This is a genomic window from Paraburkholderia sp. SECH2 (assembly GCF_030464795.1).
GTDB classification, from domain to species: Bacteria; Pseudomonadota; Gammaproteobacteria; order Burkholderiales; family Burkholderiaceae; genus Paraburkholderia; species Paraburkholderia aspalathi.
This window is the reverse complement of record NZ_JALPRH010000001.1, coordinates 440,927-459,542: the sequence shown is the minus strand read 5'-3', so window position 1 is coordinate 459,542 and position 18,616 is coordinate 440,927. Positions and strand designations below refer to the sequence as shown.

General features: G+C 61.7%; 17 protein-coding genes. 12 read left to right on the top strand and 5 right to left on the bottom strand.

Annotated features, from left to right (window positions below):
- The first annotated feature begins 145 nt into the window (after positions 1–145).
- Positions 146–457 carry a hypothetical protein gene (locus M0D66_RS02100; protein WP_054033629.1) on the top strand — a complete coding sequence of 104 codons (312 nt, stop codon included), beginning with the start codon at positions 146–148 and terminating at the stop codon, positions 455–457.
- A gap of 65 nt (positions 458–522) precedes the next feature.
- Here the strand turns inward: M0D66_RS02100 and gcvA (M0D66_RS02095) are convergent, their stop codons facing one another.
- On the bottom strand, positions 523–1,440 hold the full coding sequence (gcvA, locus tag M0D66_RS02095) for a transcriptional regulator GcvA (RefSeq protein WP_244869821.1): 918 nt from the start codon (positions 1,438–1,440) through the stop codon (positions 523–525).
- Between the two features lie 111 nt (positions 1,441–1,551).
- Here gcvA (M0D66_RS02095) and M0D66_RS02090 point away from each other — a divergent pair, with 111 nt between their 5' ends.
- The 8 genes from M0D66_RS02090 (at position 1,552) to M0D66_RS02055 (ending at position 11,580) form a co-directional block, all read left to right on the top strand.
- Positions 1,552–2,397: a transketolase gene (locus M0D66_RS02090; protein WP_093637042.1), complete on the top strand. Its 846-nt coding sequence runs from the start codon at positions 1,552–1,554 to the stop codon at positions 2,395–2,397.
- Positions 2,394–3,392 carry a transketolase family protein gene (locus tag M0D66_RS02085; RefSeq protein WP_211707523.1) on the top strand — a complete coding sequence of 333 codons (999 nt, stop codon included), beginning with the start codon at positions 2,394–2,396 and terminating at the stop codon, positions 3,390–3,392. Before M0D66_RS02090 ends, M0D66_RS02085 begins: the two co-directional genes overlap by 4 nt.
- A 96-nt stretch (positions 3,393–3,488) precedes the next feature.
- Complete coding sequence (locus M0D66_RS02080; RefSeq protein ID WP_054033623.1) at positions 3,489–4,253, top strand: SDR family NAD(P)-dependent oxidoreductase; 765 nt, start codon at positions 3,489–3,491, stop codon at positions 4,251–4,253.
- Positions 4,254–4,408: 155 nt separating this feature from the next.
- Positions 4,409–5,452, top strand: a complete 1,044-nt coding sequence (locus M0D66_RS02075) for a TRAP transporter substrate-binding protein (RefSeq protein WP_054034227.1) — start codon at positions 4,409–4,411, stop codon at positions 5,450–5,452.
- A 4-nt stretch (positions 5,453–5,456) separates the two neighbouring features.
- Positions 5,457–7,316, top strand: coding sequence for a TRAP transporter large permease subunit (locus M0D66_RS02070; protein WP_266208867.1), 1,860 nt, complete (start codon positions 5,457–5,459; stop codon positions 7,314–7,316).
- A 121-nt stretch (positions 7,317–7,437) separates the two neighbouring features.
- Positions 7,438–9,507: a transketolase gene (tkt, locus tag M0D66_RS02065; RefSeq protein ID WP_211707524.1), complete on the top strand. Its 2,070-nt coding sequence runs from the start codon at positions 7,438–7,440 to the stop codon at positions 9,505–9,507.
- 18 nt (positions 9,508–9,525) lie between these two features.
- Positions 9,526–10,491, top strand: a complete 966-nt coding sequence (locus M0D66_RS02060) for a D-2-hydroxyacid dehydrogenase (RefSeq protein WP_200650782.1) — start codon at positions 9,526–9,528, stop codon at positions 10,489–10,491.
- A gap of 672 nt (positions 10,492–11,163) precedes the next feature.
- Positions 11,164–11,580: a hypothetical protein gene (locus tag M0D66_RS02055; RefSeq protein ID WP_211704133.1), complete on the top strand. Its 417-nt coding sequence runs from the start codon at positions 11,164–11,166 to the stop codon at positions 11,578–11,580.
- Between the two features lie 24 nt (positions 11,581–11,604).
- On the opposite strand, the gene M0D66_RS02050 is transcribed toward M0D66_RS02055, so the two are convergent.
- The 3 genes from M0D66_RS02050 to M0D66_RS02040 form a co-directional block, all read right to left on the bottom strand.
- Positions 11,605–12,117 carry a DUF3455 domain-containing protein gene (locus tag M0D66_RS02050; protein WP_200650784.1) on the bottom strand — a complete coding sequence of 171 codons (513 nt, stop codon included), beginning with the start codon at positions 12,115–12,117 and terminating at the stop codon, positions 11,605–11,607.
- A gap of 39 nt (positions 12,118–12,156) precedes the next feature.
- Positions 12,157–13,449: a TAXI family TRAP transporter solute-binding subunit gene (locus tag M0D66_RS02045; RefSeq protein ID WP_234487547.1), complete on the bottom strand. Its 1,293-nt coding sequence runs from the start codon at positions 13,447–13,449 to the stop codon at positions 12,157–12,159.
- A 158-nt stretch (positions 13,450–13,607) separates the two neighbouring features.
- Positions 13,608–14,330: a response regulator gene (locus M0D66_RS02040; protein WP_093637067.1), complete on the bottom strand. Its 723-nt coding sequence runs from the start codon at positions 14,328–14,330 to the stop codon at positions 13,608–13,610.
- A gap of 283 nt (positions 14,331–14,613) precedes the next feature.
- On the opposite strand from M0D66_RS02040, the gene gcvA (M0D66_RS02035) reads away from it, so the two are divergent.
- The 3 genes from gcvA (M0D66_RS02035) (at position 14,614) to bfr (ending at position 17,576) form a co-directional block, all read left to right on the top strand.
- Entirely contained in the window at positions 14,614–15,534 is a 921-nt protein-coding gene (gcvA, locus tag M0D66_RS02035; protein ID WP_211707525.1) for a transcriptional regulator GcvA, read from the top strand.
- A 182-nt stretch (positions 15,535–15,716) separates the two neighbouring features.
- Positions 15,717–16,916, top strand: a complete 1,200-nt coding sequence (locus tag M0D66_RS02030) for an aminotransferase class V-fold PLP-dependent enzyme (protein ID WP_211707526.1) — start codon at positions 15,717–15,719, stop codon at positions 16,914–16,916.
- 183 nt (positions 16,917–17,099) lie between these two features.
- Complete coding sequence (gene bfr, locus M0D66_RS02025; RefSeq protein WP_054033607.1) at positions 17,100–17,576, top strand: bacterioferritin; 477 nt, start codon at positions 17,100–17,102, stop codon at positions 17,574–17,576.
- 105 nt (positions 17,577–17,681) lie between these two features.
- Here the strand turns inward: bfr and M0D66_RS02020 are convergent, their stop codons facing one another.
- Complete coding sequence (locus M0D66_RS02020) at positions 17,682–18,590, bottom strand: LysR family transcriptional regulator (protein WP_200571728.1); 909 nt, start codon at positions 18,588–18,590, stop codon at positions 17,682–17,684.
- Positions 18,591–18,616: the final 26 nt, after the last annotated feature.

The window sequence follows — 18,616 nt, the reverse complement described above, 5'->3', positions numbered from 1 at the left end:
AGCTCAACGCGATTTCACGTGTCGTGATTTGAAGCCGGGCAGTGTCACCTGCAGACTAGACTCCCTTAAATAGAAACGGTAGGCTGTCAGTGCTGGTGACTCTGTTTGGCTATGCTGGTCTTGAACGACAACGTGGAGCCTGCACATGGACGTGAGCACTGAAACGCTGGTGGAACTGCTGCGGGAAGTAGAGGCCGACGACCCGATCGACTACGCGGACCTTCCATTCGGAGAACAGGAACTCAGGCGGCTCGTCATGAGTTCGCTGGTCGAGCGTCACCACCAGGTCGAAGCAGGCAACATGTCGATCTCCGATATCCACGCGCTGTATCTGCTGAGCACCGCCAAGCTCGTTCTCGAGAATACGGTGCTTCACGCGAGGCTGCTTCTGCTCCAGGGGCAGCAGGTCGATGTACGGTCACTGCTTGCACCGTTCACCCTCAAAGGCAAATCTTAAAGGCCGGTAGTCGGCACTGTCTCCGGCAGCGCATTGCGCATGACCGGACCAGTGCCGCACGCGCATCACTTCTGAAGTTCCGCAAACAGCCAATCCTGAAAGCTATGCAGCTTCGGCAATTCGGCGCGAGATTTCAACAGGTTCAGCGTATAGCCATTTACCGGAAGTCCTTCCAGACCGAACGGTGCCACTAGTCGCCCCGTTTCCAGTTCACGCTGCGCCAGAAGCAGGCTTTCGAGGCAGACGCCCAAGCCGTCCACCGCCGCGCTGATCGCCATGAACGATCGATCGAAACGCGGACCGCGTCCAATATCGAGCCGCGTCTTGCGATATAGACGCATCCAGTCTCTCCATCCGACCAGACACCCCTCGCTATGAATCAGCGCATGGTGCGGTAAATCCGCGACGCTGCGCAGCGGATGTTCTCCGGTCATCAGCGCGGGCGAGCACAACGGCACGATCGTCTCGGGCGGCAACTCGAGCACCATCGTGCCGGCCGGCTGCAACTTTCTCGGGCCGTAGCGGATGTCGATATCTACCGCTTCCGAGATCAGATCAACCGCCTCTGAAGAGGCATTCAAGCGCACGTCGATATCCGGATGCGCCGCGCTGAAACGCGCGATGCGCGGCATTAGCCATTGAGTCGCAAAACTGGGCGTGCAGTGGATCGTGAGGATGTCGCTCTTGGCGGCGCGCCCGATCTCGCGCGTGGCTGAATCGATTCGCGCGAACGCTGCGGTGATTTCCTCAGCGTATTGCCGCCCGTAGTCCGTCAGGATCACCGTGCGGTGCAGCCGATGGAACAGACGAATACTCAATTGATCTTCCAGCAGCTTGATTTGATGGCTCACGGCCGAGGGCGTGACAAACAGTTCGTCTGCTGCGAGCGCAAACGAAGAGAGCCGCGCAGCGGCCTCGAATGCCTGTATCGACTTGAAGGTGACGCGATTGTGCATGGCAGCATCAAGGTGAATTGAATTCATCCATTGGTCCATCTTAATTCGTTTGAGCGCGTGTGAGCGCGAGATTACGCTTGAGTCACTGGGATCGGCATCACAGCGGCCCCTGCGAAGCGATCCCCAAGGAGACAAACAGTGACCACTAGCGAAACCGCGCCGTACGCCCAACTCGCGGAGCACGCCTATCAGATTCGCCGCAACGCGCTGCGCATGGGCGAAGTGCAGGGGCAGGGTTATATCGGCCAGGCGCTCGATATTGCCGATGTCCTCGCCGTTGCCTACTTCCGCGCCATGCGCTTTCGCGCCGACGATCCCGAATGGGAAGGCCGCGACCGCTTTCTGCTATCGAACGGTCACTACGCCATCGCGCTGTACGCCGCGCTGATCGAAGCCCGCATCATCGCCGACGAAGAACTGGAAACCTATGGCAGCGACGACAGCCGTCTGCCGATGTCCGGTATGGCGAGCTATACGCCCGGCATGGAGATGTCCGGCGGCTCGCTCGGGCAGGGACTGACGATCGCGGTGGGCCGCTGCCTGGGCCTGAAGCGCAAAGGCTCGGATGCCCGCGTCTACACGTTGTTCTCCGACGGCGAACTCGATGAAGGCGCGATCTGGGAAGGGTTGATGTCGGCCGCCCACTGGAAGCTCGACAACCTGATCGCAATGGTCGACGTCAACAACCAGCAGGCCGACGGCCCGTCGTCGAGCGTCATGGCGTTCGAGCCGCTGGTCGACAAACTCCAGGCGTTCGGCTGGTTCGTGCAACGCGTGGACGGCAACGATCTCGCAGCCGTCGTCGCCGCGTTCGATGCGGCACACGCGCATCCGGAAGCGCAACCGCGAATCATCGTCTGCGATACGCGGATGGGGTGTGGCGTGCCGTTCCTCGAAGCGCGCGAGAAAAATCACTTTATCCGCGTCGATGCCCACGAGTGGCAACTCGCGCTGCAGGCACTGGAAGCCGGGAGAACCGTATGAGCGCCGCCGTACCGAAACCCCGTCTGAAAACGTCGGCGATGATCGCCTCGATCGCCGGTGAAGGGCAGATCACCCGCTCGGCCCCGTTCGGCCACGCCCTGGTCGAACTGGCGCGCAACCGGCCCGAAGTGGTCGGCATGACCGCCGATCTCGGCAAGTACACCGACCTGCATCTGTTCGCAAAGGAATATCCGGAGCGCTACTACCAGATGGGCATGGCCGAACAGCTGCTGATGGGCGCCGCGGCCGGCATGGCGCACGAAGGCGCGCAGCCGTTCGTCACCACCTACGCCGTGTTCGCCGCGCGCCGTGCCTACGACTTCATCCATCAGGCGATTGCCGAGGACAACCTCGACGTCAAGATCGTCTGCGCCTTGCCGGGTCTCACGACCGGCTACGGCCCGAGCCACCAGGCGGCGGAAGACCTCGCGCTGTTCCGCGCGATGCCGAACCTCACGGTGATCGACCCGTGCGACGCCATCGAAATCGAGCAGATGGTGCCTGCCATCGCCGACCATCGCGGGCCCGTATATGCGCGGCTGTTGCGCGGCAACGTGCCGGTCGTGCTCGACGAATACGACTACCAGTTCGAACTCGGCAAAGCGAAGCTGCTGCGCGACGGCAACGAGGTGCTGATCATCTCGTCCGGGATCATGACGATGCGTGCGCTGGAAACGGCGAAGGCACTGGCCGCCGATCGCATCGACGTAGGCGTGTTGCACGTGCCGACCATCAAGCCGCTCGACACCGCCACGCTGCTGCGCGAAGCGCGCCGCTCCGGCCGACTTGTCGTGGTGGCGGAGAACCATACGGTGATCGGCGGTCTGGGCGAAGCGGTGGCCGCCGTGCTGCTGACCAATGGCGTCACACCGCCGTTCCGTCAGATCGGTTTGCCCGACGCGTTTCTCGACGCGGGTGCGCTGCCGACCTTGCACGACCGCTACGGCATTTCGACCGAGGCGATGTGCGACACGATCAAAGGCTGGCTGCGGTAAAGGTTCATCAAGGCGGGTAAGTGCCGCACATACGCGCACTTACCAATAGCAAACAATTCAGCAAACCATAAGCTTCATATTCAGGAGATCCGCATCATGTCAGAGTCACGTCTACTCGACGGCAAGGTCGCCGTCATTTCCGGCGGCGCGTCGCCGCGCGGCATCGGTATGGCGACCGCCCGCATGTTCGCGGCGCACGGCGCACGCATCGCCATTTTCGATCTCGACGAAAATGCCGCGGTCGAAGCCGCTGCGTCGATTGGGCCCGAACATCGCGGCTACGTTTGCAATGTGACCGACCGTGGCGCCTGCCAGGCTGCTGTCGAACGCACCGTCGCCGATTTTGGTTCGATCGATATCCTGATCAACAATGCCGGCATTACGCAGGCTGCCAAGCTGCTCGAGATCGATCCGGAAAGCTGGGACCGTATTCTCGACGTCAATCTGCGCGGCGTGTTGTATCTGTCGCAAGCGGTCGTCCCGCAGATGAAGAAGCAGAAGAGCGGCTCGATCGGCTGCATGTCGTCGGTATCGGCGCAGCGCGGCGGCGGCATTCTCGGCGGCCCGCATTACTCGGCGGCGAAGGCCGGCGTGCTGGGCCTTGCCAAAGCGATGGCGCGCGAACTCGGCAACGACGGCATCCGCGTGAACTGCGTGACGCCGGGGCTGATTCAGACCGACATCAACGCAGGCAAGATCAGCGACGACAAGCGTGGCGAAATTCTCGCGGGCATTCCGCTCAATCGTCTGGGCGTACCGGACGATGTGGCCGGCGCCTTCCTGTTCCTCGCGTCGAACCTGTCGTCGTATATCACCGGCGCGGTGATCGATGTGAACGGCGGCATGCTGATTCACGGCTGACGCCTAACGGCAGGACGGGCCGTCAGGCGGGGGGCCGGCGGCGATGGGGACCACGTAGTAGAGAACAGACGACCGCGGCGAGCAACACGTGCAGCCGCCGCGGTTCAGATTCCAAAACCATAACGACGCGCGATCCAGCATTGGAGGAAGACACCATGACAACCCGTTCGAACGCCCCGCAGGGCATCAGCCGCCGCACCTTTCTGAAGGCCGGTGCGACCTTATCCGCCGCCGCGCCGTTATGGAGCATCTCGCGAAGCGCGATGGCGGCCCCCGAGTTTTCGTACAAACTCGCCACCGGCCAGGACCCGACACATCCGGTCAACATCCGCGCGCAGGAGGCGATCAATCGTATTCGCGAAGCGACCAAGGGCCGCCTCGACATCAAGCTCTTTCCGCAGAATCAGCTTGGCTCCGACACCGATCTGCTGTCGCAGGTGCGCAATGGCGGCGTCGAGTTCTTCAACCAGGCGTCGTCGATTCTGGCGACGCTGACGCCTGCCGCCGGCATCGTCAACACCGGCTTCGCGTTCAAGGACTACGACGCGGTCTGGAAGGCGATGGACGGCGATCTCGGCAACTACATCCGCGCGCAGATCGGCAAGTCGGGCCTCGTATCGGTGAGCAAGGTGTGGGACAACGGCTTCCGGCAGATCAGTTCATCGACGCGGGCATTGCGCGCACCGGCTGACCTGAAAGGCTTCAAGATTCGCGTGCCGCAAGCGCCGATGCTGACCTCGCTGTTCAAGGCGCTCGACGCCGGCCCCGCGCCGATCAATTTCAACGAGCTGTATTCGGCCTTGCAAACCGGCGTGGTGGAAGGTCAGGAAAACCCGCTGCCGATCATCGCGACGGCCAAGCTCTATGAAGTGCAGAAGTACATCAGCCTCACGTCGCACGTGTGGGACGGGTACTGGATTCTCGGTAATCGCGCCGCGTGGGAGCGCCTGCCTGCGGACATTCGCGCGATCGTCACGCGTGAATTCGAAAGCGCAGCGATGCTGCAACGCGCGGATATCGCCAGGCTCAGCCTCTCGCTGCGCGACGATCTGAAAAAGAAGGGCATTACCTTTATCGATGTCGACCGGGACGCGTTCCGTGGCGCGCTGGCCAAGACGAGCTTCTATCACGACTGGAAAGCCAAGTACGGCGACGAGGCGTGGGGACTGATGGAGAAGTCCGTCGGAAAACTGGGGTAATGCGATGATCTCAATCTCCTATTCGCACGAGCGGCAGCATCGGTTCGCCTGTGCGCTCGACTCCACTCTCGGCCATCTGGTGGAGATTCCCGCTGCGTTGCTGGTGCTCGCGGAAATCGTCGTGCTGCTGGCTGGCGTGACGAGCCGCTATCTGCTGCACGCGCCGCTGGTGTGGTCCGATGAACTCGCGTCGATGCTGTTCCTGTGGCTCGCCATGCTTGGTGCCGTGATCGCGTTGCGGCGCGGCGAGCATATGCGGATGACGGCGCTGGTCGGCATGGCGCCGCCAGGTGTGCGCGCCTTTCTCGACGTGGTCGCGATCGCGGCGCCGATCGCATTCCTCGCGATGGTGATCGGCCCGGCGATCAGCTTCGCGCAGGACGAATCGTTCATCACCACGCCGGCACTCGAATTGTCGAACTCGTGGCGCGCGGCTGCCTTGCCGGTTGGTTCGGCGCTGATGCTGCTGGTGGCCGTGGTACGGCTCGCCCGCAAGGGCAACTGGCGCCTGACGCTCGCCGCAATCGCAACGGTCGGCGCGCTGGCCGGCATCTTCATTGCACTCGGTCCGTTGCTGCGCGATCTCGGCAATATCAACCTGCTGATCTTCTTTGTCGGCCTGGTCGCGCTCGGTGTGTTGAGCGGGGTGCCGATTGCCTTCTCGTTCGGACTCGCGACCTTCGGCTATCTTGCGCTGACCACGAATACGCCGATGCCGGTGGTAGTCGGCCGGATGGACGAGGGCATGTCGCATCTGATCCTGCTTTCGGTGCCGCTCTTTGTGTTTCTCGGCCAGTTGATCGAGATGACCGGCATGGCCGCGGCGATGATCGCGTTTCTCGCGAGCCTGCTGGGTCACGTGCGCGGCGGACTGTCGTACGTGCTGGTCGGCGCGATGTATCTGGTGTCGGGTATTTCGGGCTCGAAAGCCGCGGACATGGCGGCGGTCGCGCCCGTGCTGTTCCCCGAGATGAAAGCGCGTGGTGCGAAGCCGGGCGATCTGGTCGCGCTGCTGGCCGCGACCGGCGCGCAGACCGAGACGATTCCACCGAGCCTCGTGCTGATTACGCTCGGTTCCGTGACTGGCGTGTCGATCTCGGCGCTCTTCACGGGCGGCATGCTGCCGGGCATCGTGCTGGCGATCACCTTGTGCATCGTGGTGCAGTGGCGTTATCGGCGCGAAGACATGTCGGGCGTCAAGCGTGCGACGGGCGTCGAGATTCTGCGCAAGTTCGTCATCGCGTTTCCTGCGATCGCCTTGCCGTTCGTGATTCGCGCCGCGGTGGTCGAAGGTATTGCAACGGCGACCGAAGTCTCGACCATCGGCATTGCATATGCGGTGCTGGCGGGCTTGCTGATCTATCGCCGTTTCGAGTGGAAGCGGCTCAAGCCGATGCTGATCGATACCGCAACGTTGTCCGGCGCGATTCTGCTGATCATCGGCGCGGCGACGAGCATGGCGTGGGCGTTGACGCAATCGGGCTTCTCCGGACAGCTCGCGCAGACGCTCGGCGCTCTGCCTGGCGGCGCGGCGATGTTCATGGCGGCATCCATCTGCGTATTCGTGATTCTCGGCAGCGTGCTCGAGGGCATTCCGGCGATCGTGCTGTTCGGCCCGCTGATGTTCCCGATCGCGCGGCAGATGGGCATTCACGACGTGCACTACGCGATGGTGGTGATCCTCTCGATGGGCGTGGGCCTGTTCGCACCGCCGTTCGGCGTGGGTTATTACTCGGCTTGCGCGGTGAGCCGCATTCATCCCGACGAAGGCATGAAGCCGATTCTTGGTTATATCGCTGCGTTGATGGTCGGGTTGATCATCGTCGCTGCGGTGCCGTGGATTTCGACAGGTTTCCTGCATTGACCCGCTGACGTATGAGGCTGCGCGGTGCCGCCTCATACGAAGTTCTTCCGCCTGATCCGATCTGTTTCGTTTTGATTGCCACCGCCCTGCGTGTCGGGGCGGCGTAGAGGAGCCTTTTGCCATGTCCACCACTGAAGCTCAGTCTGCTGCATCGATTGCTTCGCTTACGCCATCGACTTCGATATCGGCCGCAGCGACGCAAACGCAATCTCGTGAGCAAGCGCCCCAATTGCCGTTGGCCGACGCGATCCGCTTCCTCTCCATCGATTCAATTCTGCGCGCCGGTGAAGGCCATCAGGGGGTGCCGCTCGGCATGGCCGAAATCGCGACGGCGTTGTTCACCCGGCACCTGAAATTTAATCCCGCTGATCCAACCTGGCCCGACCGCGATCGCTTCGTGCTATCCAACGGCCACGGTTCGTTGCTGCTGTATTCGCTGCTGTATCTGACCGGCTATGCGGCGATCGGGCTCGACCAGCTCAAGACCTTCCGCGAACTCGGTTCGCATTGCGCGGGGCACCCCGAGTATGAGCCGGCGCATGGTATCGAGGCGACCACTGGTCCATTGGGGCAAGGCATTGCCAACGCGTTCGGCATGGCCATCGCCGAAGCGTATCTCGCGGCGAATTTCGGCCGCGAGCTCGTCGATCACTACACGTATGCATTCGTCGGCGATGGCTGTCTTCAGGAGGGTATTGGTCAGGAAATGATTTCGCTGGCCGGCCATCTGCGGCTCGGCAAACTGATTCTCTGCTGGGATGACAACCAGATCACCGACGACGGCGGCACTTCACTCTCCATCAGCGAGGACGTCTGCGCGCGATTTCGTGTCGCCGGTTGGCAGGTGATTGAAGTCGACGGCCACGATCTCGAAGCGGTCAGTGCGGCGTTGACGATTGCGCGCGCCGATCCGCGGCCCTCGATGATCGCGTGCAAGACGGTTATCGGCCGCGGTATCGCACGCTTGCAAGGACAGCGCGGCGGCCATAGCGGCAAGCTGTTCCAGGCGGATGCCGACGCGGCGCGCGCACAACTCGGCTGGCCGCACGCACCGTTCGACGTGCCCGCCGATGTCCTCGGCGCGTGGCGCGAAGCGGGCCGGCGCAGTAGCGAGGAATACAACGCCTGGCATGCACGCCTCGCCGCGCTACCGGACGCGCAGTGCGCCGAGTTCGAACGGGTCATGGCGGGTGGCTTGCCGGAAGGCTGGCGTGACGTGCTCGACGCTTACCGCAAGCGTGCGGTGGAACGCGACGAGCCGCAGCCTGGCATCACCGTGTCCGGCGAGATCAGCGATCTGTTCGCGCCGCTGCTGCCTGAACGCATGGTGGGTTGCGCCGATCTCGAAGCGCCTACGGGCCACAAACGCCAGTTGCACGCCTTCACCGCGGACGATCACAGCGGCGCATACGTCCACTGCGGTGTGCGCGAGCATTTGATGGGTGCGATGGCCAACGGCATGGCTGCGCACGGCGGCATCGTCGCGACCAGCGTCACGTATCTGGCGTTCTCCGACTATCAGCGCCCGGCGATGCGCATGGCCGCGCTGATGGGTCTGCCGGTGCACTACGTGTTCAGCCACGACTCGATCGGCGTCGGCAAAAACGGGCCGACGCATCAACCTGTGGAGATACTTGCTTCGTTACGCGCCATGCCGAATATGCGCGTGCTGCGTCCCGCAGATGCGGTGGAGGCCGCCGAGTGCTGGGCGCTCGCGCTCGAACATCGGCACGGGCCGAGCACGTTGATTTTTGCAAGGCAGGCGTTGCCGCTGGTGCGCCGCGAATATAGCGCCGAGTCGTTGTCGCGACGCGGTGCTTATGTGCTGGCCGAAGCGGAGGGCGGTGCGCGTATCGTCACGTTGCTGGCCACCGGCTCCGAGGTCGCGCTGGCGTTGCAGGCACGCCTTCAGTTACAGGAAGAGGGCATTGCGACCGCCGTGGTGTCGATGCCGTGCTGGGAAATTTTCGATGAACAGGACGCCGACTATCGCGCCGCGGTTTTGGGTCCGAACACGGTGCGCGTCGGTATCGAGGCGGCACTGCGTTTCGGCTGGGACCGCTATCTGGGCGAGCGCGGTGGTTTTGTCGGGATGACGGGCTTCGGTGCTTCGGCTTCCGCGGAGACGTTATACGAGCACTTCGGTATCACCACGCAGCATGTCGTGGCCGAAGCAAAGCGGCATCTGTAAATCAACAAGGACATGAGCATGCATAAGATCGCCTTTCTCGACCGCGCCACACTTGCGCCGCAAATCATGTTGCGCGAACCGCGCTTCGATCATCAGTTGATCGAGTATGAAAACACGTCGTCTGAGCAGGTGTTGCAGCGGCTCGCCGGCGTGTCGATCGCGATCATCAACAAGGTGGCGCTGACGCAGGACGTGCTCGCTCAATTGCCCGATCTGAAGCTTGTCGCCATCGCGGCCACGGGCACCGATTGCGTCGATAAAGCGGCTTGCCAGCGGCTCGGCATCGCCGTGTGCAATATTCGCGGCTATGCAATCAACACGGTGCCCGAGCACACCTTCGCACTGATACTCGCGCTGCGGCGCAATCTGATCGCGTATCGCGAAGACGTGCTCGCCGGCGAGTGGCAGAAGTCGGGGCAATTCTGTTTCTTCACGCACGCGATTCACGATCTGGCCGGCGCGCGTCTTGGCATCATCGGTGAAGGCGTGCTCGGTCAGCGTGTCGCGGAACTTGGCAAAGCCTTCGGCATGCAACCGATGTTCGCCGCGCACAAGGGACGTGACGGTCTGGGTCCGCTTTACACGCCGTGGGACGAAGTGCTCGCGACCAGCGACATCATCACTGTGCACAGTCCGCTCACACCGAACACGCGAAACATGCTGGCCATGCCTGAGTTCCGCGCGATGAAAAGAAAGCCTTTGATCATCAACACGGCGCGCGGCGGCCTGGTCGATGAAGCTGCATTGGTGCAGGCACTCGACGAAGGTTTGATCAGCGGTGCGGGCTTCGATGTGACCACAAGCGAACCGCCTCCTGAGGACAATCCGCTGATGCGCGCGGCGGCTCGCCCGAACGTCATTCTGACGCCGCATGTTGCGTGGGCGTCGGACGAGGCGCAACAGTGTCTTGCCGATCAATTAATGGACAACATTGAAAACTTCGTCAACGGTGTGCCGACCAATCTGGTGCAAGGGGCATATTGATTGACAGCGCACGCGGCGTCACGCTGCGTGCGGATCGTCCGACAAATCGCGTGCGCATCGATCGCAAACAGAACTAGTTCGTTGCCGACAAAAATCTGACTACTCCGGACGAGAAAATTACCTCTCGCCAACCGTATGGTCCATCAAATCGACCTGTAGTCCCCCATGGACGCGGGTGTAGAGAATGCCTGCGCGTTTCTGACGATCTTGCCCCGACTTCGTGACGGGTCACCACAGGTTATTTTTTCGCATTAGCATACGAGAGATGTCCCGTGCCGTTCGGTGGAGGGAATCACCGGACCATTGCCACCGGACAATCAACGTGTGCGGGTCGCGCAAATTATCCCCACATCAACTCATCGCAGGCTCACGCTGCGAACTTGCCGTTCGGCATGCTCTTCGAGCCATCGGCCATCATCAATCCAATCGTCTCGATTGAACGAATCGTTGGTTAATATGAGGAATGTACGTACATCATTTATTGTCGGAGTGCTTCTCCTCGAGTTGGTGTTCGGTGCTTTTCTACTGCTACAAAAAAGCCATCGCTCGACAGTCGACCCCGACGCTGCGACAAGCGGTTCGACGGAATTGGCCGCGACTTCGCCCCCATTGGGTGACACCCATGTGACGGCGGGAAGTGTGATCGGTGCGGCGCCTCTTTCCGGCAACACGGTGACTGACCCCAAGCAGTCTACAAACGGGACAGTGGTGACCGTATCCGGCTCGCCAGTGGACGACGTCGTGCCATTGCCGCGGGCGAACACGCGACCACGCGAACCGGTCGCCGTTCGTGCTTATGTCGAGTCGAAGACCAACCCCGTGTTGCGAACCGATGGCACGCGTGACAGTCTGCGTCGCCATGGCCCGCATCCGGTCGCGGCCGCGATCACGGATCAGTTGGTCAAGGAGTCCGCGAAACTCGATCCGGGTTTGCCGCCGCCGGCCCAAGTCCAAGTCCAAGCCAGTCATGACGACTCGTATCGTACTGGCTCGAACCCGGTTGCGGCCGCAATGACTGACCAATTGGTGCGGGAGTCTGCGAAACTCGATCCGTCACTGCCGCCGCCGAATCAGTCCGACATGAAGTAGGCGCGCGATGCGAAGCTTGAGCGGCTACCGGTAGAACACGTAGTCCGCGAGATAGGGCGAGCTTCCGGCTTGATGTTCTGTTGAGCACGGCGCTGTCGGCGCTAGCCCGCCGACGGTATGCAAGCGCTGCACATACCGCACTGCTGACAGTGGGCCGCTGCCGGCCGTGCTATGCGTTTCGAGCAATAGCTGGGGAATGCTCGCCCGTGTTTCGCTGGGCCGCTGTGCCAGCACGTGGCCGACTATCCGGCTGCCATCTTCCGTTTCCCAGGACGGCCCCGCGCCGTGCCGGACCGTAGCTTGGCCGCTCGCGTCGTAGAGCGTTGCCAGCGGACTCTTGAACACCCATCCCAGCTGATGCTGCGCGTCGAATTCACACGAATAGTTCTGTACGCCGGATGCGGTGAGCGTCATCACGCGCTCGGCTTGAGGTGGATCGATGGATGTGCTCGGGGGACTTGCTGGCGGCGTTGCACACGCGGCCAGCAGGGATACGGCGATGGTTGCGAAGCTTGCTTGTGAAACTTTCCTGAGCATGGGTATCCCCTCGAGTGAAACGCGGTGCACGCCGCGCAGCTATTGTTCCCCCGCAACGCGGGAAATCCGGTTCCGTACTACGGCAATCGCCTGCTTAAGTGCATACACGTCCTGGAAATAACGCTGCGGCATCCGGATCTGATTGGCATTGGCATCGATGTGCTCGATCTCGTCCTGCCATTGTGCAATCTGGTCCGGCGTTGGATGGCTGGTTTTCCATATTTCGTCTTCGAGCGCCTTGATCTCGCGATACCAGACAACCAGGCGTTTCTTTATGCGCGCCTCCGCCATGCGCGGCAACGCCTGCAGCAGGCCGAGCAATAAAGCCATGAAGGGGAGCAGGATCAGCAGACGTCGTTCGATAAAGCTGGCCAGCCAGAATGGCAGGTAGCGTTGCAGGAAGGGGCGGCCCGTTTTGAAGTAGCGCTCGCTCTCTTCGGCAACAGGAAAGTCCGCGGTATTCAGATTGGGAAACACGCCAAGCGGCGTGAAGTAATCTTCGCCGCCGTGGACGGTTTTAGCAGCGTCCAGCAACAGGTAGACGAGTGCAGGGTGCAGCGTGTCTTTGGCGACGAGCAAGGCGGTGGCGGCGAGCAGCGTAACGTCCGCTTGCGGCAGATCGTTGACGATGCTGGTCGCGGCGCGTGGAAAAATAACCTTGGATAGCGATGGGAATTTCTGTATCAGCGCATCGGCCTGTACAAAACTCATCAGCTTGAGATCGCTGTTCAGCAGTGTGGTCTGCATGGGCGCATCGGGCCTGCCGATAAAGAATGCTGCATCCAGCTGACCGTTTTCGAGGGCTTGATAGGATTTGACCGCATCCATCTCGAGCAGCGTCGTATTGTCCCGTGTGACGCCGCTGTACCCGAGCAATACCTGCGAGACGTTCAGCAGGCCACTGCCGGGAACACCGACTGAAACTCTCTTGCCACGCAGTTGTGCCAGACGGTTGATGGTGGAGTCACCACGGTAGAACACCCAGATCGGTTCATAGGAGACGGCGGCGATCGTCTGCAGGTGATCGGTATCTTTCGGGCTGGTAGTGCCGGACTGGATGAAGCCCACCTCGTATTCGCTGTTGGGGTCACTCAGCCGCTGATAGTTTTCACTGGACCCCGACGAACTGCGGATATCGAGCTTGATGCCATCACGCTTCAGGATCGGTGCATAGCGATCCGCAAAGCCGCGATAGATCCCGTTGTCTGCGCCGGTTGTGATGACGATGGTGTGCCGGAAGGCGGGCTCGAGTATGACCCAAAGCCCCCAACCAAGCGCGGCGATCAGTGCGATCACGCCGGCGATGAGAAGCCGCCGGCGACCCGGTGTCATAGGGCGTTTTTCGTTGCGATGAAGCGCTGGGTTGTGCCTGGGCATTGTTCGCCTCTCGCGCGCGGGTGGTGTCTGACAGCCAGCATGGATAATGCAGTGCCGTGCACGCCTTGTCCATATCCGCACTCGAGCTTGCGATTGCCGTAGCGCGTGAAGACTCAGTGCGTCGAGGACGGTTGCGCGCCGTCCGGCACAAATACATAACCATGACTGCGGACGGTCTGGATGAACCTCGGCGCGGAAGGGTCCGCTTCGAGAAGCCTGCGCAACCGCCACACCTGAACATCGACCCCGCGGTCGGTATGATCGTCCTCCGGGCCGTGCAGCAATTCAAGCAGGCGCTCACGGGTAAGCGTGCGCATGGGGTGACTGACGAAGATCTTAAGCAGCGCGAATTCTCCCGCCGATAGCGTGAGCCGGTTGCTCTCCGTCTTGAGCGTGCGCAACTGAAGGTCCAGCGTGAACGGGCCGAATCCGAGGACTTCGTGTTTTTCCCGCGCGGCGGTCGAGGCAGACAGGGTTCGTCGTCGCAATACGGCACGCATGCGGGCAAGGAGTTCGCGCGGATTGAAGGGTTTGCCGATGCAGTCGTCCGCGCCCATTTCGAGCCCCACGATCCGGTCCATGTCGTCGGGTCCCGAGGCCAGAATCACGGGGACGGTGTTGCCCGCGGCGCGTAGCGTGCTCAGCGCGGCGAGGCCATTCACACCGTGCATGATCTGGTCGAGGACGATCAGATCAGGTGGATTCCGTTCGATGTGTTCCCCGAGCGACTTCACCTCGTGCAATACGGAGACCGCCATGCCTTCTCGTCCGAGAAAGTCGGCCAGCGACCCGAGTAGTTCGACATCGTCGTCAACGACCAGAATTTGAGTTGTCATAGTAGGGAAATCGAACGCATAGGCCGGCAAGCAGGGGGTGCAATAACGTTGGCCGCCACGTCACGACTGCTGGTTTGCCGCGCCAGCTTTCAGTGTCGTCAGGCTGCTCGTGACTCCGCGAACGTTGTGCTTCAGCTGCTTTAACGGAGCAACCTGTGGGAATCCGTCGCTGAATGCCGGCTTTTTTTAAGCGTCGTGGAGCCCATCGAGGGCGCCAGGCCCGCGTCTTCCCTGGCAAGGTGGCGTAGCATGGCAAACTCCTCGCGCCTATCGTCCATGCCCGATGCATCCGACTCGCCCATTACCGCCTTTGCTGTCGTTACGAGCCTTTGAAGCAGCCGCGAGGCGTCTGAGTTTCAGCCATGCGGCTCAGGAACTCTTCGTGACCCAAAGCGCCATCAGCCACCAGATCCAGAAGCTGGAAGCCGACCTGGGCGTCGCGTTGTTCGAACGACGCACGCGCGCCATCGAACTCACGCCGGAGGGAAGGGCGTACTACGAAAAGGTGCACGCGGCATTCGAACTCCTGCGGGCCGGCACCAGCGAGGTTCGCGCCCACGCCGACGAGCGCGTCACGTTGACGGTCGGGTTGTTGGCGTCTTTTGCTACGCGCTGGCTGGCGCCGCGCCTGCATGCGTTCTCGGCCGCCCATCCCGGTATCGACTTGCAATTGCGTCCGGAGATCGCGCTTGCCGACGTGTCTGGCGGCGAGGTCGACGTGGCGATCCGTTACGGCCGCGGCGGCTGGCCGGGCGTGCGTTCGCAGCAGCTCATGCCGGAGCGTCTGTCACTGGTTTGCATCCCGTCCCTCGTCGACGGAAAGAGCCGTCCGCGCAAGCCGCAGGACCTGCTGCGCTTTCCACTGCTGGCGTCGTATTCGAAACATTCGTTCGAGTGGGAAGTCTGGGCGCATCGCTTCGGGCTGGACCTGGCCCGGGCGCAGCGCGTGCAACTGCATGACTACAATATCGTCGTTGAAGCGGCCCTCGCCGGGCAGGGCATCGCCATGGGCCGTCACCGGCTGATTGCCCAGCAACTGGCGAGCAAGGCACTGGTCGAGGTGTTGCCCGACGCGGTGCTCGACGACCCTCGCATTGGTTGGTGGCTCGTGATGCCCAAGGGGACGTTGGGCGACCCGGCGTCTGCATTCCGCGCGTGGATCACGCAGACAGCGGCGCAAGACTCGTTGGACCGCACGCATTAGTTTCGCTCATGCATCGAGTGGAAAAACTGATTTGCCACTCGCTGGTCTAGCAAATAGGATCGGGAGTCCCTTACGATCGGACACGCGTGATATGACCTCTTCGATGCCCGCGCCGATCCTCGGACATAAGCCGCTATCTCCCTGACTCAAGCGTGAACCCACCGCGCGTTATTGGACCGATCATGCCTTCTCCTCTTTCGCCTTCTGCCGTCGATGCGTTGCGCGCCCTTACGCCCGGTGCTCAAAGCACCACGCATTTCAATCACGCGGGAGCCTCGCTGCCGTCGTCCGCCACGCTGGAGGCGATGCGCGCCCACCTTAGGCTCGAAGCCACGATGGGTCCGATGGAAGCCGGCATCGCCGGGCGTGAGCAGTCTGAGCGCGCTCGCTTGCTGGCTGCGCGACTGCTGAACGCCCGTCCGGCGGAGATCGCCCTGACAAGCGGCAACTCGGCAGGGTGGGGGCGCGCATTCGCCGCGCTAGGACCGTGGCAATCCGGCGAACGGATCCTGGTCGGGCGTCACGAGTGGGGCGGGAATCTGGCTGCCATGCGCCTGTCGGCCCAGCGCGCAGGGGCGTCGATCGAAGTCATTCCGTCCGATTCCAGCGGCGCCGTGGATCCGCAGGCGCTGGAGGCCATGCTTGACGACCGTGTGCGCCTGATTGCGCTGACCTGGTTGCCGGCGAACGGCGGGCTGATCAATCCGGCTGCGGCGATCGGGCAGGTCGCACGCCGCCACGGCATCCCCTACTTCGTCGATGCCGCCCAGGCGATTGGACAACTCCCCATCGACGTCGCCAAGGTGGGTTGCGATGTCCTCACCGCTCCGTGCCGCAAGGCGCTGCGTGGTCCGAGAGGCACGGGCCTGTTGTATGTGCGGAAGGAGTTTCTGTCCCGCTTGACTCCGGCTTTCGTCGACATACGATCCGCGCCGCTGGGTGCAGACGGAGAGCCCGTCTTGCGCGACGACGCGGTGCGTTTCGAGGCGGCGGAAGCCGCGCCAGCGCTGCATTGCGGCCTGGCTAACGCGTTGGAAGAGGCGTTGGAGATCGGCGTTGAAAATATTCGCGCGCGGATCGACAGCGTGGCACGCGCGTTGCGCGGGCAACTCGCGGAGATTCCCGGTGTGACGGTGCTGGACCAAGGCCGCGAGCAATCCGGTCTGGTGGCGTTCAACATAGCGGGTCTGGAGGCTGCGTCGGTGCAGCACAGTCTGGCGGACCAGGGTATCTCAATCGGCAGTAACGGTGTCCCGTACACGCCTCTTGATATGGAATCCAGAGGACTTAAGCAGATCGCGCGCGCGTCGGTCAGCTATCTGACTACCGAGGCGGAAATTGACAGACTGCTGGATGGAATCCGCAAGTTGGCAATCCAGTGACCGTTTGCGCGTTTGGTTTGGTGAGTTCTGAAGCAATACCAATTCTCATTCGTGCGGTCGGGCGTGCCATGCACTATGCTGCGCTAACGGGTGCGCACATGATCAGCGTGATGCCATGCACCAAACGGCATCACGCGAAGTGCGTTGCCTGAGCGACGTGGCGTAGCGAATAGAGGAGGCGGTATGCAAGGAGATGCCAAGGTACTCGAATACCTGAACGCGCAATTGAAGAATGAGCTGACCGCAATCAACCAGTACTTTCTGCATGCGAGAATGTATGGTCATTGGGGCCTGAAAGGTCTCGGCAAACACGAGTACGACGAATCAATCGGCGAGATGAAGCACGCCGATCTGCTGATCGAGCGCATCTTCGTGCTGGACGGTTTGCCGAATTTGCAGGACCTCCACAAATTGCTGATCGGCGAGGAGACGCAGGAAATTCTTGAGTGCGACCTCAAGCTCGAGCGGATGTCGCAGGCAACGTGCAAGGAAGCCATCGCCTACTGCGAGACGGTTAGCGATTACGTCTCACGCGCGATCCTTACCCATATTCTCGACGACACCGAGGAACATATCGACTGGCTCGAAACCAATCTGGAGCTGATCGACAAGGTGGGGATTCAGAACTATCAGCAATCGGCAATGGAGTCACCGGAGTAAATCCGTCGAGACTCCGGGCGGCGAAGTGAAACGGCCATCAGCGATGTGCCGTCACGCACTACGGCCGCCCATCAACGCATCGAATTCTCCAGATACGTTCACCGTTCAGCCGGCTTTTTGTGCCGCGTTCCAGTCCGATTCGCGCGCGAGTTCGACGAACGCTTTCAGATAATCGATCGCCGCGTCTGTCTCGCGCACGCCGAGAAAAATCTGCTTGGCAATGCCTCGCTTGCCCAGTCTGACCGGACTGATGGCGACCTTGCCGGCGTACTCTTCCACCAGCCAGCGCGGCAGCGCGGCGACGCCCCGTCCACTCGCCACCATCTGCAACATGATGTCGGTGGTTTCAATGACCTTGTGGCGTTTCGGCATGACGTTCGCCGGCATCAGAAACTGGTTATAGATATCCAGCCGATCGATTTCCACCGGATACGTAATGAGGACTTCATCCGCCAGTTCCTCGGGTGGAATAAAGGGCAACTGCGCGAGTCGGTGCCCGGGGCCGACCACCAGCACCTGCTCGTAATCGAACACCGGCTCGAAGCGTAGACCGGGTTTTCTCAACGGGTCCGGCGTGACCAGAATGTCGATGTCGTAACCGAACAGCGCACCAATGCCGCCAAACTGGAATTTCTGTTTGACGTCGACATCCACGTCCGGCCAGCGCGCGAGATACGGCGAGACCACCTTGAGCAGCCACTGATAGCAGGGGTGGCATTCCATTCCAATACGCAGCGTGCCGCGCTGCCCCTGGGCGTATTGCTTCATCCGTTCTTCCGCGTGTTCCATTTGCGGCAGCACGCGGTTGGCAAGCGCCAGCAGATATTGCCCTGCCTGGGTCAGACGCAGGTTTCGGCCCTCGCGATCCCACACGGCGGTGCCCAGGTGTTGCTCCATCTTCTTGACGGTGTGACTCAGCGCCGATTGCGTCAGGCACAGCACGTTGGCCGCCGCGGTCAGGGAGCCTTGCCGGTCCACTTCCCGAATGATTGTCAGATGGGTTCGTTCAAGCATGGCGAGTCCATGAAGAAAACTAATTG

Excerpts from the sequence above, each read along its gene's own strand:
- M0D66_RS02100 (WP_054033629.1), top strand. The coding sequence starts at position 146 with ATGGACGTGAGCACTGAAACGCTGGTGGAACTGCTGCGGGAAGTAGAG.
- gcvA (WP_244869821.1), bottom strand. The coding sequence starts at position 1,440 with ATGAATTCAATTCACCTTGATGCTGCCATGCACAATCGCGTCACCTTC.
- M0D66_RS02085 (WP_211707523.1), top strand. The coding sequence starts at position 2,394 with ATGAGCGCCGCCGTACCGAAACCCCGTCTGAAAACGTCGGCGATGATC.
- M0D66_RS02080 (WP_054033623.1), top strand. The coding sequence starts at position 3,489 with ATGTCAGAGTCACGTCTACTCGACGGCAAGGTCGCCGTCATTTCCGGC.
- M0D66_RS02075 (WP_054034227.1), top strand. The coding sequence starts at position 4,409 with ATGACAACCCGTTCGAACGCCCCGCAGGGCATCAGCCGCCGCACCTTT.
- M0D66_RS02070 (WP_266208867.1), top strand. The coding sequence starts at position 5,457 with ATGATCTCAATCTCCTATTCGCACGAGCGGCAGCATCGGTTCGCCTGT.
- tkt (WP_211707524.1), top strand. The coding sequence starts at position 7,438 with ATGTCCACCACTGAAGCTCAGTCTGCTGCATCGATTGCTTCGCTTACG.
- M0D66_RS02060 (WP_200650782.1), top strand. The coding sequence starts at position 9,526 with ATGCATAAGATCGCCTTTCTCGACCGCGCCACACTTGCGCCGCAAATC.
- M0D66_RS02050 (WP_200650784.1), bottom strand. The coding sequence starts at position 12,117 with ATGCTCAGGAAAGTTTCACAAGCAAGCTTCGCAACCATCGCCGTATCC.
- M0D66_RS02045 (WP_234487547.1), bottom strand. The coding sequence starts at position 13,449 with ATGACACCGGGTCGCCGGCGGCTTCTCATCGCCGGCGTGATCGCACTG.
- M0D66_RS02040 (WP_093637067.1), bottom strand. The coding sequence starts at position 14,330 with ATGACAACTCAAATTCTGGTCGTTGACGACGATGTCGAACTACTCGGG.
- gcvA (WP_211707525.1), top strand. The coding sequence starts at position 14,614 with ATGCATCCGACTCGCCCATTACCGCCTTTGCTGTCGTTACGAGCCTTT.
- M0D66_RS02030 (WP_211707526.1), top strand. The coding sequence starts at position 15,717 with ATGCCTTCTCCTCTTTCGCCTTCTGCCGTCGATGCGTTGCGCGCCCTT.
- bfr (WP_054033607.1), top strand. The coding sequence starts at position 17,100 with ATGCAAGGAGATGCCAAGGTACTCGAATACCTGAACGCGCAATTGAAG.
- M0D66_RS02020 (WP_200571728.1), bottom strand. The coding sequence starts at position 18,590 with ATGCTTGAACGAACCCATCTGACAATCATTCGGGAAGTGGACCGGCAA.